Below are 15,319 nucleotides of genomic sequence, written 5' to 3'. Positions count from 1 at the left end.
GACGGGAACCTTTGCGACTGCCCATAATTATCCCTGCTCGAAAGCCCTTTTTGAGGCAATCGCGACGGCTCCCTGAGGAGCCAGTGTAGGCGTTGTTCAGGGTCAATCATTTCTCCCACAGCGCTATTTTCGAGGTGGCCCCTGAATGACCGTACCCACCGGGATCTTCGATGTAACCCAACCTCGCCCCACGCTCGACTCTCTTAAGAGTCCTGCCGATCTGCGCCGTATCAATGCACATGACCTCCAGCAGGTTGCAGACGAATTGAGGGCCGAGACGATCAATGCGGTGGCTGTGACCGGCGGCCACCTGGGCGCGAGCCTCGGCGTCATCGAGCTCACGGTGGCACTGCACTATGTGTTCGATACGCCCAACGACAAGCTGATCTGGGACGTCGGCCATCAGGCTTACCCGCACAAGATCCTCACCGGCCGGCGCGACCGCATCCGCACGCTCCGTCAGGGCGGCGGATTGTCCGGATTCACCAAGCGCTCCGAGAGCGAGTACGATAGCTTCGGCGCCGCGCATTCGTCGACTTCGATCTCCGCCGGACTCGGCATGGCGGTGGCCCGCGACCTCAAAGGCGCCAACAACAACGTCATCGCCGTCATCGGTGACGGGGCGATCTCGGCCGGCATGGCCTATGAGGCCATGAACAATGCCGGCGCCATGGGCCGCCGTCTCATCGTCATCCTCAACGACAACGAGATGTCGATCGCGCCGCCCGTCGGCGCGATGTCGAATTATCTCGCGCGGCTGCTGTCCAGCCCGACCTTCATGTCGCTGCGCGATATCGGCAAACAAGTCGCGGAGCATTTGCCGACGTTTCTGAAGGATCGCGCCGCCAAGGCGGAAGAGCTGGCGCGCGGTTTCGTCACGGGCGGCACGCTGTTCGAGGAGCTCGGCTTCTATTACGTCGGCGTGGTCGACGGACACGATCTCAACCAGCTCGTGCCGATCCTGGAGAACGTGCGCGAAGCCGACATTGGTCCGATTCTCGTGCACGTCCGCACGCAAAAGGGCAAAGGCTACGCACCGGCGGAAGCGTCCAACGACAAGTATCATGGCGTCGTGAAATTCGACGTCGCCACCGGCAAGCAGAACAAGACCAAGTCAGCCGCGCCGTCCTACACCAAGGTGTTCGGCGACTATCTGGTGAAGGAAGCGCAGGCGGACGACCGCATCGTCGCGATCACCGCGGCTATGCCTTCCGGCACCGGGGTCGATGTCTTCGCCAAGGCCTTTCCCGACCGCGCCTTCGATGTCGGCATTGCCGAGCAGCACGCGGTCACCTTCGCGGCGGGCCTCGCCACCCAGGGCTTCAAGCCCTTCGCTGCGATTTATTCGACATTCCTCCAGCGCGCCTATGACCAGATCGTGCACGACGTCGCGTTGCAGCGCCTGCCGGTGCGCTTCGCGATCGACCGCGCCGGTCTTGTCGGCGCCGACGGCCCGACGCATGCGGGGTCGTTCGATGTGACATATCTCGGCTGCCTGCCGGATTTCGTCATCATGGCCGCAGCCGACGAGGTCGAGCTCGCCAACATGGTGGCGACCGCGGCTGCGATCGACGACCGTCCGTCGGCCTTCCGGTATCCGCGCGGCGACGGCATCGGTCTGCCGCTGCCCGAACGCGGTCAGCCTTTGGAGATCGGTCGCGGTCGCATCGTCCGCGAAGGCAACACGGTCGCGCTGGTGTCGCTCGGCGGTCGTCTCGCCGAATGTCTGAAGGCGGCCGATGTCCTCGCCGCGCACGGGATTTCGACGACCGTCGCCGATGCACGTTTCGCCAAGCCGCTGGATCACGATCTGCTCAACCGGCTGGCCAAGAATCATGAGCTGCTGATCACCATTGAAGAGGGTTCGATCGGCGGCTTCGGATCTTATGTGTTGCAGTATCTCACCGATGCCGGCGCGCTCGATCAGGCCGGCTTCAAGGTGCGCAGCATGGTCTTGCCGGACGAGTTCATCGATCATGACTCCCCGCCGGCCATGTATGCGAAAGCCGGTCTCGATGCGAACGGCATCGTCTCCAAGGTTTTCGCTGCCTTTGGCCAGAAGAGCGAGCCGATGATCGCTCGGAGTGCGGATGTTGCGGTTTCTTCGGCATTCGGCGGCGTCTCCGAACGCAAGCGACGGATGGCCGAGGCCCTCCAGAGCTCCGGCAGCAGCAACGGAAACGCCTAATGAAGATCGTCCTCGCTCAACCGCGCGGCTTCTGTGCCGGCGTCGTCCGAGCCATTGAAATCGTCGAACGCGCGCTCGAGAAATACGGCCCGCCGGTCTATGTGCGGCACGAGATCGTGCACAACAAATGGGTTGTGGACGCGCTGAAGGCGCGCGGTGCCCGCTTCGTCGAAGAGCTGTCCGAAGTGCCCTCCGGCGGCGTCACGGTATTCAGCGCGCACGGCGTCGCCAAGACGGTCGAAGCCGAGGCCGCCGAGCGCGGGTTGCATGTGCTCAACGCCACCTGCCCGCTGGTCTCGAAAGTGCACACCCAGGGCCGTCATTACCTGCGCAAAGGCCGGACGGTTGTGCTCATCGGCCATGCCGGCCATCCCGAGGTCGAGGGCACCCTAGGCCAGATACCGGGCGAGGTCCTCCTTGTGCAGACCGAGGCGGACGTCGCGAAGCTGGACCTTCCGACCGACACCCCCATTGCCTATGTGACGCAGACGACCTTGAGCGTGGACGACACCCGCGACATCATTGCCGCCCTCTACCGGCATTTCGACGATGTGGTCGGCCCGGGAACGGAGGATATCTGCTATGCGACACAAAATCGCCAAATGGCCCTGCGCGAACTGAGTAAGATCGTCGACGTCATCTTCGTCGTCGGCGCGACAAACAGCTCCAATTCCAACCGGTTACGCGAAATCGGCCTGGAGGCGGGCATTCCGACCTATCTCATTGCCAACGGCGATGAAATTCGGCCTGAATGGGTGCAAAACGCCAAAATCGCTGGTATTACGGCGGGCGCGTCGGCCCCGGAGGTCATGGTGATGGATGCGATCGATGCGCTGGGCCGCATCGCACCGCCCATCGAAGTGACCACCCTGCCGGGCCGCGAGGAAAATATGCAGTTCCGTGTTCCCGTCGAGCTTCTCGACGTCAAGAACGCGAGCAAAATCGGTAAGGACGGTAGTCTTGGGCATTCCACTTTTGCAGAAGCTGATTGTGGGTAGCTACGTCGTCCGGCAGCAGTTGGCCGGACGCAAACGCTATCCGCTCGTGTTGATGCTCGAGCCGCTGTTCCGGTGCAACCTGGCTTGCGCAGGCTGCGGCAAGATCGACTATCCGGACGAGATCCTTAACCAACGCGTCTCGTTCGACGCCGCCATGAAGGCGGTCGACGATTGCGGCGCGCCGGTCGTCTCGATCGCCGGCGGCGAGCCGCTCCTGCACAAGGAACTGCCGCAGATCGTCAAGGGCATCATCGCCCGCAAGAAATTCGTCTATCTGTGCACCAATGCGCTGCTCATGGAGAAGCGCATGAAGGACTACGAGCCTTCGCCCTATTTCGTCTGGTCGGTGCATCTCGACGGCGACAAGGAAGATCACGACAAGTCGGTGTGCCAGCAGGGCACCTACGACCGCGCCGTCGCCGCGATCAAAATGGCGAAGGCCAAGGGCTTCCGTTGCAACATCAACTGCACGTTGTTCAACAACGCCGATCCGGAGCGGATGGCGAAGTTCTTCGACGACGTCATGGCGATGGGTGTCGACGGCATCACGGTGTCGCCGGGCTACGCCTATGAGCGCGCGCCGGACCAGCAGCACTTCCTCAACCGTGAAAAGACCAAGACGCTGTTCCGCAACATCTTCAAGCGCGGCAATGGCGCCAAACAGTGGTCGTTCAGCCAGTCCGGCCTGTTCCTCGACTTCCTCGCCGGCAACCAGACCTATCACTGCACGCCGTGGGGCAATCCGACCTACACCGTGTTCGGCTGGCAGAAGCCCTGCTACCTGCTCGGCGAAGGCTACGCCAAGACGTACAAGGAGTTGATGGAGTCGACCAATTGGGACTCCTACGGCGTCGGCAACTACGAGAAGTGCGCCGACTGCATGGTCCACTCCGGCTTCGAAGCCACGGCCGTGCGCGACGCGGTGGCGCATCCGCTGAAGGCGGCGGTCGTCGCGCTGCGCGGCGTACGCACCGAAGGACCGATGGCCCCCGATGTGCGGCTCGATCAGGCCCGGCCCGCGGAATATATGTTCTCGCGTCACGTGCAGGCGAAGCTGGACGAGATCCGCACGACCCAGCCGGCCGCGGCGAAGCACACCGTGACGACGAACATGGCCGAAGCCGGCTGATGCCGGAAATGTGACCGCATGGCGCCGCGAGGGCGCCTGCGGGAACCCTAGCCGTACCGCACCCGTTATTCCCTGGGTTACAACATCCAGGGAGGTCGGCCACGGCCGACGGATAGCCATGCGGCGTTCTGCAATAATGGTGGCAGGCCTCCTCGCGGCATCGTCATTGCTGCCGACAACGGCGCAGGCCCAATTCCCCTTCGATCCCCGCGCCCTGCTCAACAGGCTCACGGCGCCACTGCGGCACGCGCTGCCGCATCCGCCGGCACGGCATCGCAGCGCTGGCCGGCCGGCGCAGGAGGGGACCGCCTCGCGCGCGCCGAGCGAACAGGAAGCGGTCGGCCTCGGTACCGTCGGCCCCCGCTCCTGGCCGGGCGCTTATGAAGACGTGATCGGTTACACCTTCTGGCCTAACGAATACGAGGCGGATTTTCGCCAGCACGGTTTCTCGGACATCGTGACTGCGGTTCTCGAGCAACCCGAACGCGGGCCGGCCGCCGCCAGTGCCGACCGCCGTCCGACCACGACCGGCAGCGCCGTCGCCTCGGTCGACCCCGATTGCGATGAGACGCGCGTGCGCAAGGACTGGCCCAAGGCCGACATCGAACGGACCGTGGAATTGAACGCCACGCAACGTAGCGCACTCGACCAGTTGCAGACCGCGATCACCAACGCCGCCAAGTCCGTTCGCGCCGGCGCGTGCCGGCCAAGCGACGCGGCCACTCCCGCCGATAGGCTGGAGACCTCGGTGCAACGGCTGTGGGCGGTGCAGAACGCCACGATCGTCATCCGCGGCGCGGCCAAGAATTTCTACGACATGCTCACCGACGAACAGAAGGCGAAATTCCGTGTCGCGCCGGACAAGGTTCGCGCGGAGGGCAAGCCGGGCGACAACCCGATGAATCGCCAGGGCTGCGCGCAGCAGGCCGATCTCAACGAGCGGCTGATGCGGCCGATCCAGCAGTCCGTCCGTCCGACACCGCAACAGAAAGCCTCGGTGGAGATGCTCGGCCGTACCGCCGGCGGCATGAACCAGTATCTGATGGCCGCCTGCGCACAGCCGACGCCGGACGATCCGCTGGCGCGTCTCGATGCGGCAAGCGGACGGCTCACGGCCATCAACTATGCGGCGACATCAATGGAAGTGGCCCTGAACCAGTTCTCGGCCTCGCTCACCGACGAGCAGCGCAAACGTTTCGACGCGATGGGGCGGTAGTCGGTTTACGAACGTTGCCGCGAACTCACTTCACCTCTCCCAATGGGAGAGGTCGGATCGCGAAGCGATCCGGGTGAGGGGTTAAAGAGCTTGCGAGTCATGATTCCCCTCACCCCAACCCTCTCCCCAACGGGGAGAGGGAGTTCGGCCGTGCCGGGCGGCACGCGCTCTAATCCTAGCTTGCGCGGCGGTTACATCCCGTAACGCACGGGCTGGTTCGCACCGCTCATGATATTGCGGTAACGCGCCATGGCCCAAAGCGGGAAGTACTTCCGGTAGCCGTGGTAGCGTAGATAGAAAACGCGCGGGAAGCCCGTGCCCGTATAGCGCTCTTCGTCCCACAGACCTTCGTCGTTCTGCGTGCGGGCGAGATAAGCGACGCCCTTCGCCACGGCCGCATGGCTCGCCTCGCCGCACGCCATCAAACCGAGCAGCGCCCAGGCCGTTTGCGAGGCCGTGCTCGGCGCCGGTTCATGCCCCTGGTACTCGAGCTTGTAGCTGGTGCCGTCCTCACCCCAGCCGCCGTCGGCGTTCTGAATGCTGAGCAGCCACTGCGCCGCCTTGCGCATCGCCGGGTCGGTTGCCGGGATGCCCGCCGCATTCAGCGCGCACAGCACCGACCATGTGCCGTAGATGTAGTTGAGGCCCCAGCGGCCATACCAGCTGCCATCGGGCAGCTGTTGGCTGCGCAGATAATCGACGCCGCGCTTGACCGCGTCGCTGTCCTTCTCGCCGATCTGCGCCAGCATCGAGACGCAGCGCGCGCCAACGTCTTCGGTCGGCGGGTCGAGCAGCGCGCCGTGATCGGCAAACGGAATGTTGTTGAGATAGGAAAACGTGTTGTCGACGTCGAAGGCCGCCCAGCCGCCATTGCTGCTCTGCATGCCTTTGATCCATTCGACGCCGCGCGCGATCGCCGGATCGTATCGATCGCCGACGCCCTCCTGACGCGCGCGATCCATGGCCATCAGAATGACGGCGGTGTCGTCGAGATCGGGGTAATGCGGATTGGCGTATTGGAAAGCCCAGCCGCCTGGTCGCAGATCGGGACGCCGCGCGATCCAATCGCCTTTGACGTCGAGCACCTGGAGCGGCACCAGCCAATCGAGCGCCTTGCGCGCACTCTCGACCGACTTCGGGCTTCCCTCTTCGAGCAAGGCCTGCGCGGCCAGCGCGCTATCCCACACCGGCGACAGACACGGCTGGCAATAGGCTTCATCGTCATTGATGACCAGCAAACGCTCGACGGAATCGCGCGCGATGGCCGCCTTCTTTTCGTTCTCGGGGCCGCCCAGCAAATCGAACATCATCACGGCGTTCGCCATCGCCGGGAAGATCGCGCCCAGGCCGTCTTTGCCGTTCAAACGCTCGGTGACGAAGTCATCCGCCGCCTTGAGCGCGCGCTGGCGCAAGGCCCGCGGCGACAACGCCGACAGCGGGCGTATAACGATATCGACCGCGCGGAAGAACGTGAACCAGCCCCAGTTCTGATGCGGCGCCTTGGCGGCCAGGCCGATGGAATGCGGCGGCTGCAGAAACAGCTCGTCGATACCGATCCCGCGCGGATTCTTGGCGCGCGGCTGCAAGGTCTGCAGTACCAGCAGCGGAACCATCACCGTCCGCGCCCAGTACGAAACCTTCGAGAAGTGGAACGGGAACCAGCTCGGCAGCAGCACGATTTCGACCGGCATGGTCGGCACGCTCTGCCACCGCAGCACGCCGAACAGCGACAGCAGGATGCGCGTGAATACGTTGCTGTGGATCGCACCGCCACGGGTGAGAATGGCCTCGCGCGCGCGCTTCATATGCGGCGCGTCGGGCGCATCGCCGATCATCTTGAGCGCGAAGTAGGCCTTCACGCTGGCGCTCATGTCGAAGTCGCCATCCTGGAACAGCGGCCAGCCGCCATGCGCCCCTTGAATACGGCGCAGATAGTTGCCGATCTTACGCTCGAGCTCGGGCGCATCCGGCTCGCCGCGATAAGCGCGCAGCAGAATGTATTCGGCCGGGATGGTGGCGTCGGCCTCAAGCTCGTAGAGCCAATGGCCGTCGGGCTGTTGCTGCGCGAACAGCGTGTCGCACGCCGTCGTGATCGCGCGGTTCAACGCTTCATCGACGCGGCCCGACGCCACGCGCGCTTCGAGATCGCCATTCATCATGCAGCGGCCCGTGTCGCAGCGCCATGTTGCGCGACGAGATCGGCGGCACGGTTGCCGGAACGGATCGCGCCTTCGATCGTCGCGGGCAGGCCTGTGGCTGTCCAATCGCCGGCGAGGAACAGATTACGCCACCCGGTCTCCGCGCGCGGACGTTTGGCGTTTTCTTCCGGAGTCGCCGCGAAAGTGGCGCGACGCTCCCGCACGATTTGCCAGCGCGGCAGCGGCTCGGCCGGAAGCTTCATCACCGCGGCAACGTCGCGCCAGATACGCTCGGCGACTTCCGTGCGCGGCAGATCGAGCAGATGTCCGGCGTCGCTGACCGTCACCGCAATGCGGCCGGGCAACGCGAAAATCCACTCCGCCGTGCTGTTGACCACGCCGATCATGCGCGGCTCGCCGGCGGGCGGGTCGGCGCGGAAATGCGCGTTGACGATGCTGCAGAACGTCGTCGGAGTCGTAAGGCCCGGCACGAGACTCGCGGCCGCGTAAGCAGGCACGGCGAGAATGACCTCGTCGCGCTCACCAAGCGGCGTGCGTTCGACTCCGAAGTCGAGGCAGGAAATCCGATCGCCCACGAACAGCAGACCATGCAAGCCATGGTGCAGCTTGATCGGCACGTTGCGTTCCGCGAGCCAACGCACGGCGGGATCCACCAGCGCATGGCCGATGCCATCCGGCGCGATCAACGGCCGGCAGGCCTTGCCACCGAGCGCCAGCGTTTCACGCACCACCGCGCTGGCAAGCTTTCCCGAGCCGTGCAGGGGCCGCACGTTGAGCGCGGCGAGCAACAGCGGTTCGACCAGATTCTGATAAACCGGACCGCCGCAGGTCATCAGTTGATTGAGCGGCCGGTCGCCCGACGCCCACAGCAGCCGTGCAAGCGCGAGATAGTCGCGCGCCCGCGTCTGCGGCACGCGGCGACTCTTGGCAAAGATCCACCAGGGCAGCGGCCCATTGTTCAGCCGCACCGTCCAGCGCGCGCCGCTGACCAGATCGGCGAACGGGAACTCCGCTTCGTCCGGTCCTTCCAAAAGCCGTTCGGCGCCGAGCGTCTTGAGATAGGCCATCGCGGCATGATTGCCCGACAACAGGATGTGCGTGCCGTTGTCGATCGTCATGTCGGTGACGTGGTCGTAGTACGACCGGCAGCGACCGCCTGGATGTCCGGTCGCCTCGTGCACGACCACGGCGCGGCCGGCTTCGGTCAAACGCACGGCGGCCGCCAGGCCCGCGAGCCCAGCGCCGATGATGTGAACCGTTCCGGCGTCAGAGGAATGCATGTCGCAACGCGACCTTCAGCAGATGAGCACGGCTGACATGGACACGGTTGCGTGGCCATGTCCAGCCGCGCGCAACCAAGTCGTCGAGGACCCGGCGATAGGCTTCGCTCATGATGCGCGGCGCCCGCACCGCGCGGCGCGGCGCCTTCGCCATCACCGCGTCGGCTTCGGCGTAATGCTGGCGCGCCCGCGCGACAAGCACATCGCAGGCTTTGCCTAGCGCAGGATCGGCGAGCACCGCGGCCGGGTCGTCGCTCAGAATGCCGGCCGAGGTAAGCGCCTCGCGGGGTAAATAGAGCCGGCCCATGCCGGCATCTTCGTCGACGTCGCGCAGGATATTCGTCATCTGCAGAGCGCGTCCGAGGTGATGCGCGAGCCGGATGCCGGCGCCCTCCTCCATGCCGAAGACGCGCACCGAGAGCCGCCCGACGGCGGACGCCACGCGATCGCAATAGGTATCGAGCGTCTCGAAGGCGGGTGCGCGGATATCTTCGATCGCGTCCATCTCCATACCGTCGATGACAGCCAGGAAGTCCTCTTGGCGCAGGCCGAACTGGCGGATCGCCTGGGTCAGCCCTTCGTGGCCGGGTAGAACTTTGCCCTCATAAAGCCCCTCGATGTCCCGGCGCCATTGCGCGAGCTGCTCCTGCCGCTGAGCGCGCGGCAAATCCGAATCCGCGATGTCGTCGACCGCGCGGCAGAACGAATAGATCTCGTACATCGCCTGCCGCTGCTCGCGCGGCAGAATGCGCATGGCGAGATAGAACGAGCTGCCGCTCGCCTTCGCCGCCACCGTCTCATTTTGTTGTGCGGGCGCTGACATCGGCGAACTCACCGACTGACTGGCGAAAACGACGGCGCGCCGCGCGAGAAGAGTCGCCGCGTCAGCGTCGACGCGGACGCGCGCAGAGCGGTCGTCAGCATCGCCGTCTTGGAGAGGTGCACCCGCTCGCTCAGCGGATCGCGTGTCAACAGCAACCCGATCAAACGTTCGGCCAGCGCCTGGATGGTGGCGATCTCCATGGCGAGCCGCGCATCGCCGACCATGCCGGCCAGCGGACGGCTTTGCGCGAGCAGCGTCGCGGTGCGCGTGGTCAGCCCGCGCAGACATTGCCTCAGTGCCGGGCTCGCCTGCGCTTGCCCGAGCGCGTTCACATCGGTGCCGCCGGCGGCCATCGCGTCGAGCGGGACATAGACGCGGTTGAGCGCGCGATAATCTTTGCCGCAGTCCTGCAGGTGATTGATGATCTGCAAGGCCGCGCACAAGGCGTCCGAAGCGGCCCAAGTCGCCTGCGATTCCCCGTGCACATCGAGCACGAAGCGGCCGACGGGCATCGCCGAATACTGGCAATAGCCGATCAGCTCGTCCCAATCGTCGTAGCGCAACTTGGTGACGTCCTGACGGAAGGCGCACAGGAGATGCTGCGCATGCACCGCCGGCAGCCCGCGCGCGGCAAGAACGTCACGCAGATGCGCGCCCTGCGGCTCGTCGTCGTTTTGGCCCAGGAGCGAGGCCTCGAGGCGATCGAGACGCGCGAGCTTTTCCTGCTCGGTGAGGGTCGCGTGATCCGCGATGTCGTCCGCGACCCGCACGAATTCATAGAAGGCGAGGATCAGCGCACGATAGCGCGGGCGAATGATGAAGGACGCGACGGGAAAATTCTCGTCGCCGGCGCCTTTGCCGGATCGCAGTTCGGCACTTGCGGTCATTGCACGCCCGGCGCGTTGACATGCACGCGCCCTTTCCATTGGCCGCCGCGCTTGCGTGCGTGTTGGTAGGCCGAGTCGAGCGTGTAACCCGCGTAGGCCAGGGCGATGACGGGAAGCGCAAGGCCCCACAACGGCGATACGCGGTAGAAGCGCAAGGTCGGCTGCATCGACAACGCCATCGCCACCCAGGCGAGGAGGCCGAGGAACTCCGGCAGCCCGGTCGCGAATATCGCCAGAAGCGGCGGCGCCATGAAGGTCAGCGCAAGGCCGAGCATGGTGCCCGCGAGCAGGAGCGGCGAGAAACGAAGCTGCGCGTAGGCCGAGCGCGCGATCATGCGGCGCACGCTGTCGAAGTCCTCATACGGGCGGATGCTGTGCGAGCGCTCGGTCAAACCCAGCCAGATCGGCCCAACCGCCTTCATGCGCTCCGCCAAGGCACAATCGTCGATCAGCGCATTGCGGATGCTGTCGATGCCGCCCGCGTCGCGCAGCGCCCCGGCCTTGAGCAAAACGCAGCCGCCCGCAGCCGCGGCCGTGGCGCGGTTCGTCTGCTTCACCCAGGTGAACGGAAAGAGCATTTGAAAGAAGTAGATGAAGGCCGGGACATGCATACGCTCGGCCAAGCTCGCGCAACGCAGCTTGGCCATGAAGGAGGTGAGGCCATAGCCGCCGGATGTCGCCTTGGCAACCAGCCAGGCCACCGTGTCGGGCGCGTGCACGATATCGGCGTCGGTGAGCAGCAGATAATCCGGACGAAAGCGCTGCTCGGCGACGGCGATGCCTTGTTTGAGCGCCCACAGCTTGCCAGTCCACTGCGCGGGCAGCCCCTGGCTGGCAATCACGGTGACCGGTCGGGCTCCTTCGCCCGCGGCAACGGCCAGATCGCCGGTGCCATCATCGCTGTCGTCATCGACAACGATGATGTCGAGCCGCCCTTCGTACATTTGCCCGGCCAAGGAGCCGATGCTGGCAGCGATATGCTCGGCTTCATTGCGGGCCGGCACAACCACCACCACCGCCGGCCACTGCGCGGGCAGCGGTGGGACGGCGTCGTCCCTGACCGGATTCGTCCAAAAGCGCCCGCGGCCCATCAGAAGATAGGCCCAGGCGATGGCGGTTACCCCTGCCACGAGAGCAATGAACACAGTGTCGTACGTCCGATCAGACCAGCGCGCGCCCTATCAATGTCCAGCGGGGGAAATAGTTCAATGGGTGGAACCTAAAATTCCTCAGGCATGTCCGCAGGATGACGCGATTTTGTCCACATTTCCCCACGGCCGGGACGAAAGGTCGCTGTCGCGGCGACTAACACCGGGCACAGCGGCCTACGACCGGGGAGCGGCCGCCTCGGGTCCGGTTCGGCCACCGGCAAATGAACCCAGAAAACGGTCGCCGAGGCAGGCGCCCGTCGATACAACGCCACGGTTGTCATGCCCGCGTGCGAGCTGCAACCTCTCGAAGGGGGACAGACTGCTTGATCCCGGGCCTCGCGCTGCGCGCCTGCCCGGAATCGCAGGTGCCGTGAGCGACCCGTCAGGTCGCCCTCGTCACTGCCGGGCTCTTACCGTCGCCCCGCTTGCGGCTTTGCTCGAAGACAAAAAGCCGGATGGCGGACGATAGATTTCCGTGCTGCCGTTCCGCGTCTATCCGCGCCACCAGTTGCGAGAGATGCACGCCCAGATCTTGGGCGATGGCGCGCAGTTCATTCCAGAAGACGTCTTCGAGACTGACGCTGGTCTTATGGCGGCCCACGACGATCGACCGCTTCAATACGCGCGACCTCAGATAGCCCCCATTTCCGGTGTTCTGAAGCCCGCCCTGCTCAATGTGGGATCCCACCTCGCGGTGTTCACCCTTCTTTTCTGAGTGCTTTTCCATCATGGCGTGGCGTTTCCCACTGTGAACCCATTCAAAAATTCACATAAGTAAGATAACACAACTCGCTTATAGGTTGCGGTAAAATTCGCGTTTATTAGTGCCAGCCAAGGTCTGACAGTATTTTTCAAGTTTTTGAATTGTTTGTACAAATATAAAATTAGGACGTCGAAAATTCGTCCAGGGACGTGACAACATTCGCCCACCGACAAACCCGTCCAGGTAGAATATTGCCAGTATACGGCCATTCGCCCGCCAATAGCTTTTATGCGGGGAGGTGCGCTACGGTATTTGACGCCCGTCAAGGGGCATTTGGGCGATTGATCGATACTGGCATTGGCTTAGCGCTATCGTCCTGCGTGGCGCTGTGGCCGGCGAGACTACCTTCAGTCAGCCCCTTCGCCATCGTTGGACCCGGCCGGCACGTATGAGCAACGACGATGCAGGGAATGGTGATCCTCCTCGCCTGACAAACCGGGGCAGCGCAGCGCATAACCAAGGCCCTGGCACTCCCTGTCGTGATGCCAACACGATTCAAGCAGCGATCAAACAATGCCTGATGGTACTGACGCGGTCCTCCACTGAGCCGGTTATCCCATCCATATGCACGTTGTTCGGCGACGCTTTGCGGGCCAGCCAGATCACCCTGTTTCAGAATATCGCTGGCGAGAACGATCGTCTCAAGCCGGAACGTCGCTATGTCTGGCGTGCCAGCGACCTAACTCACGATGAAATCGTCTGCGTGCTGCCCCGGCTCGACACCACATTGGCGGGCGTATCGGCACGACTAGCCCAGGGCGAGACGATCGCCATCGAGAGCGATGCGTTTGACGGCGCCCGCCAAGGACCGGCGCACGAGAGAGCGGGCCCGGCGGTCCTCATACCGGTCTTCGTCGACGATAAGTGGTGGGGCGAAGTCGAAATCGACCGACCGCGCGATAACCGACCTTGGTCAACAATCGAAAGCGAGGCATGCGAGCTGTTCGGTACGCTTGTCGGCGCCGCGGTCGTCCGCGCGCGAACCGTCAAAGAACTTGCCGATGCCGCTCGCGTCATCGACAACAGCGCCACGATCCTGTTTCGTATCTCGGCCCAGAAGCCGTACGCGATCAGCTACGTCTCCCCGAACATCACGCATTACGGATACAGCGTCGAAGAATTTCTGGAATCGCCACAGCGCTATCTCGAGCTCACGCACCCCGAAGACCGGCCCCGCGCGCTGGCCAACATGGACCGCATCGCGACGGGGCCGACGACCAGCGCCACAGCCGATCTGCGCTTACGCGCAAGCGACGGCCGATATCTGTGGTTCGAAGTCCGCATGTCCGCCGTTCGCGACATAAACGGCCTCGTCACCGAGATCGAAGGACTCGCGATCGACATCGACCGACGAAAGGCGACCGATTCTTACATCGTGCACTTCAGGTCGACCGACCAGCTTACGGGCCTGCCCAACCGCACAGCCTTCCTCGACGAAGTGCGTCATGCTTTCGCCGCGGCCAAACGCGGTGCCAAGCCATTCTCCATTCTCTATATCGATCTCGATCACTTCAAGGACGTCAACGACGTGCTGGGCCATAGCAAGGGCGACGCGCTCTTGAAGATGGTCGCCGTGCGCCTGCAGGGCGCGGTTCGTACGGGCGATATCGTGGCACGCCTCGGCGGCGATGAGTTCGGTGTATTGCAACTGGACATCGCCGACCCCTCGGACGCAGGCGCCCTGGCCTCTCGCGTTCTGCGGGAACTTGCACAACCACCCTACGATCTCGGCACGCAGGTTGAGGTCACAGCGAGTATCGGCATCGCTTTCTTCGACCGCTCCATCGTCGGGCCCGAAGAAATGATCAAACACGCGGACGTCGCGCTCTATCGCGCCAAGGACGCGGGCCGCAATCAATTCCACTTCCATTCCGAGGCGCTCGACATCGCCGTCATCGAACGGGTGACGATGGCCGCGGACCTGCGGCTTGGCCTCGAGCGCGGCGAGCTCGAACTTTATTACCAGCCGCAAGTCGATATCGATACGAACCGCATAGTCGGCCTCGAGGCCCTGGCCCGTTGGCGCCACCCAAAACTCGGTCTGCTGCTCCCCAGTCACTTCATTCCCGTCGCCGAGAAAAGCGGCACGATAGTCCCATTGGGCCGCTGGGTCATTGAACAGGTCTGTCGTCAAATTCGCGCCTGGCAAAGTGAGAAGCTTTCGCCGCCGCGGATAGCGCTGAATGTTTCGGCGGTGCAGATGAACGGCTCACCGGAGTTCGACGCCGAGATCATGCATATCTTGGCGCAATGGAACATCGATCCATCGGCCGTTGCCCTCGAGCTCACCGAGTCGGTTCTCATGGCCACGACACCTGAGCACCGCGACATCATCAACCGTCTAAACCGGCTCGGCATTGCCATCGCGATCGACGATTTCGGCACCGGTTATTCGTCGCTTGGCTATCTGCGGGCTTACCGCGTCAGCCAGATCAAGATTGCGCAAGAGTTCATCCGAAATATCGCGACTGAGTCTGGCGACCTCGCCATCGTGCGCGCGGCGATCAGCCTTGCACGAGAGCTCGGCATCGACGTTATAGCCGAGGGGGTTGAATCTTCGGCTCAACTTGCTCTGCTGAAACAAGCCGGCTGCCGCTACGTCCAAGGCTTCTACTTCAGCCCGCCGCGCCAAGCTGACGAACTGATCGCGCTTCTGCGTCGCGGGACCATCACCACCGTCGCTCAGAACGAGCGCCCGGACTAGGCCCGGCCGGCGCCGGCATGG

10 protein-coding genes and 1 pseudogene are annotated in these 15,319 nt (G+C 64.0%); 5 read left to right on the top strand and 6 right to left on the bottom strand.

The genetic code is table 11. The features are described 5' to 3' along the window. Positions 1-145 precede the first annotated feature (145 nt). The 4 genes and pseudogenes from dxs to DW352_RS21890 all read left to right on the top strand — a co-directional run. Positions 146-2,062: pseudogene (gene dxs, locus DW352_RS21905) on the top strand (1-deoxy-D-xylulose-5-phosphate synthase); the annotation flags it as partial. Positions 2,063-2,187: 125 nt separating this feature from the next. Beyond that, positions 2,188-3,186, top strand: coding sequence for a 4-hydroxy-3-methylbut-2-enyl diphosphate reductase (ispH, locus tag DW352_RS21900; RefSeq protein ID WP_115693319.1), 999 nt, complete (start codon positions 2,188-2,190; stop codon positions 3,184-3,186). Next, the gene (hpnH, locus tag DW352_RS21895; RefSeq protein ID WP_115693318.1) at positions 3,149-4,315 is read left to right on the top strand and encodes an adenosyl-hopene transferase HpnH; all 1,167 of its coding nucleotides are present in this window, start codon (positions 3,149-3,151) and stop codon (positions 4,313-4,315) included. The genes ispH and hpnH overlap by 38 nt, the downstream gene beginning before the upstream one ends. A 118-nt stretch (positions 4,316-4,433) precedes the next feature. Further along, a complete protein-coding gene (locus DW352_RS21890; protein WP_115693317.1) occupies positions 4,434-5,531 on the top strand; it encodes a Spy/CpxP family protein refolding chaperone in 1,098 nt (365 codons plus the stop codon). Between the two features lie 191 nt (positions 5,532-5,722). On the opposite strand, the gene shc is transcribed toward DW352_RS21890, so the two are convergent. The 6 genes from shc to DW352_RS21860 all read right to left on the bottom strand — a co-directional run bounded on the left by shc (position 5,723) and on the right by DW352_RS21860 (position 12,561). Continuing rightward, on the bottom strand, positions 5,723-7,690 hold the full coding sequence (gene shc / locus DW352_RS21885) for a squalene--hopene cyclase (protein ID WP_115693316.1): 1,968 nt from the start codon (positions 7,688-7,690) through the stop codon (positions 5,723-5,725). Then, entirely contained in the window at positions 7,687-8,970 is a 1,284-nt protein-coding gene (gene hpnE / locus DW352_RS21880) for a hydroxysqualene dehydroxylase HpnE (RefSeq protein ID WP_115693315.1), read from the bottom strand. The genes shc and hpnE overlap by 4 nt, the downstream gene beginning before the upstream one ends. Further along, complete coding sequence (gene hpnD, locus DW352_RS21875) at positions 8,957-9,793, bottom strand: presqualene diphosphate synthase HpnD (protein ID WP_115693314.1); 837 nt, start codon at positions 9,791-9,793, stop codon at positions 8,957-8,959. Before hpnD ends, hpnE begins: the two co-directional genes overlap by 14 nt. 8 nt (positions 9,794-9,801) lie before the next feature. Next, on the bottom strand, positions 9,802-10,680 hold the full coding sequence (gene hpnC, locus DW352_RS21870) for a squalene synthase HpnC (protein WP_115693313.1): 879 nt from the start codon (positions 10,678-10,680) through the stop codon (positions 9,802-9,804). Then, on the bottom strand, positions 10,677-11,825 hold the full coding sequence (locus DW352_RS21865; RefSeq protein WP_115693312.1) for a glycosyltransferase: 1,149 nt from the start codon (positions 11,823-11,825) through the stop codon (positions 10,677-10,679). Before DW352_RS21865 ends, hpnC begins: the two co-directional genes overlap by 4 nt. A gap of 388 nt (positions 11,826-12,213) precedes the next feature. Further along, on the bottom strand, positions 12,214-12,561 hold the full coding sequence (locus DW352_RS21860) for a ribbon-helix-helix domain-containing protein (RefSeq protein ID WP_342634881.1): 348 nt from the start codon (positions 12,559-12,561) through the stop codon (positions 12,214-12,216). Between the two features lie 421 nt (positions 12,562-12,982). Between DW352_RS21860 and DW352_RS21855 the strand changes: the two genes are divergently transcribed. Beyond that, a complete protein-coding gene (locus tag DW352_RS21855) occupies positions 12,983-15,298 on the top strand; it encodes a putative bifunctional diguanylate cyclase/phosphodiesterase (RefSeq protein ID WP_115693311.1) in 2,316 nt (771 codons plus the stop codon). Positions 15,299-15,319 lie beyond the last annotated feature (21 nt).

The organism is Pseudolabrys taiwanensis (assembly GCF_003367395.1).
GTDB lineage: Bacteria > Pseudomonadota > Alphaproteobacteria > Rhizobiales > Xanthobacteraceae > Pseudolabrys > Pseudolabrys taiwanensis.
Note: the sequence above shows the minus strand (reverse complement) of the source record. Positions and strands in the feature narration are given on the sequence as shown.

Bases quoted from the DNA above. Each gene is read 5' to 3' on its own strand.
- ispH (WP_115693319.1), top strand. From the start codon at position 2,188: ATGAAGATCGTCCTCGCTCAACCGCGCGGCTTCTGTGCCGGCGTCGTC.
- DW352_RS21890 (WP_115693317.1), top strand. From the start codon at position 4,434: ATGCGGCGTTCTGCAATAATGGTGGCAGGCCTCCTCGCGGCATCGTCA.
- shc (WP_115693316.1), bottom strand. From the start codon at position 7,690: ATGATGAATGGCGATCTCGAAGCGCGCGTGGCGTCGGGCCGCGTCGAT.
- hpnE (WP_115693315.1), bottom strand. From the start codon at position 8,970: ATGCATTCCTCTGACGCCGGAACGGTTCACATCATCGGCGCTGGGCTC.
- hpnD (WP_115693314.1), bottom strand. From the start codon at position 9,793: ATGTCAGCGCCCGCACAACAAAATGAGACGGTGGCGGCGAAGGCGAGC.
- hpnC (WP_115693313.1), bottom strand. From the start codon at position 10,680: ATGACCGCAAGTGCCGAACTGCGATCCGGCAAAGGCGCCGGCGACGAG.
- DW352_RS21860 (WP_342634881.1), bottom strand. From the start codon at position 12,561: ATGATGGAAAAGCACTCAGAAAAGAAGGGTGAACACCGCGAGGTGGGA.
- DW352_RS21855 (WP_115693311.1), top strand. From the start codon at position 12,983: ATGAGCAACGACGATGCAGGGAATGGTGATCCTCCTCGCCTGACAAAC.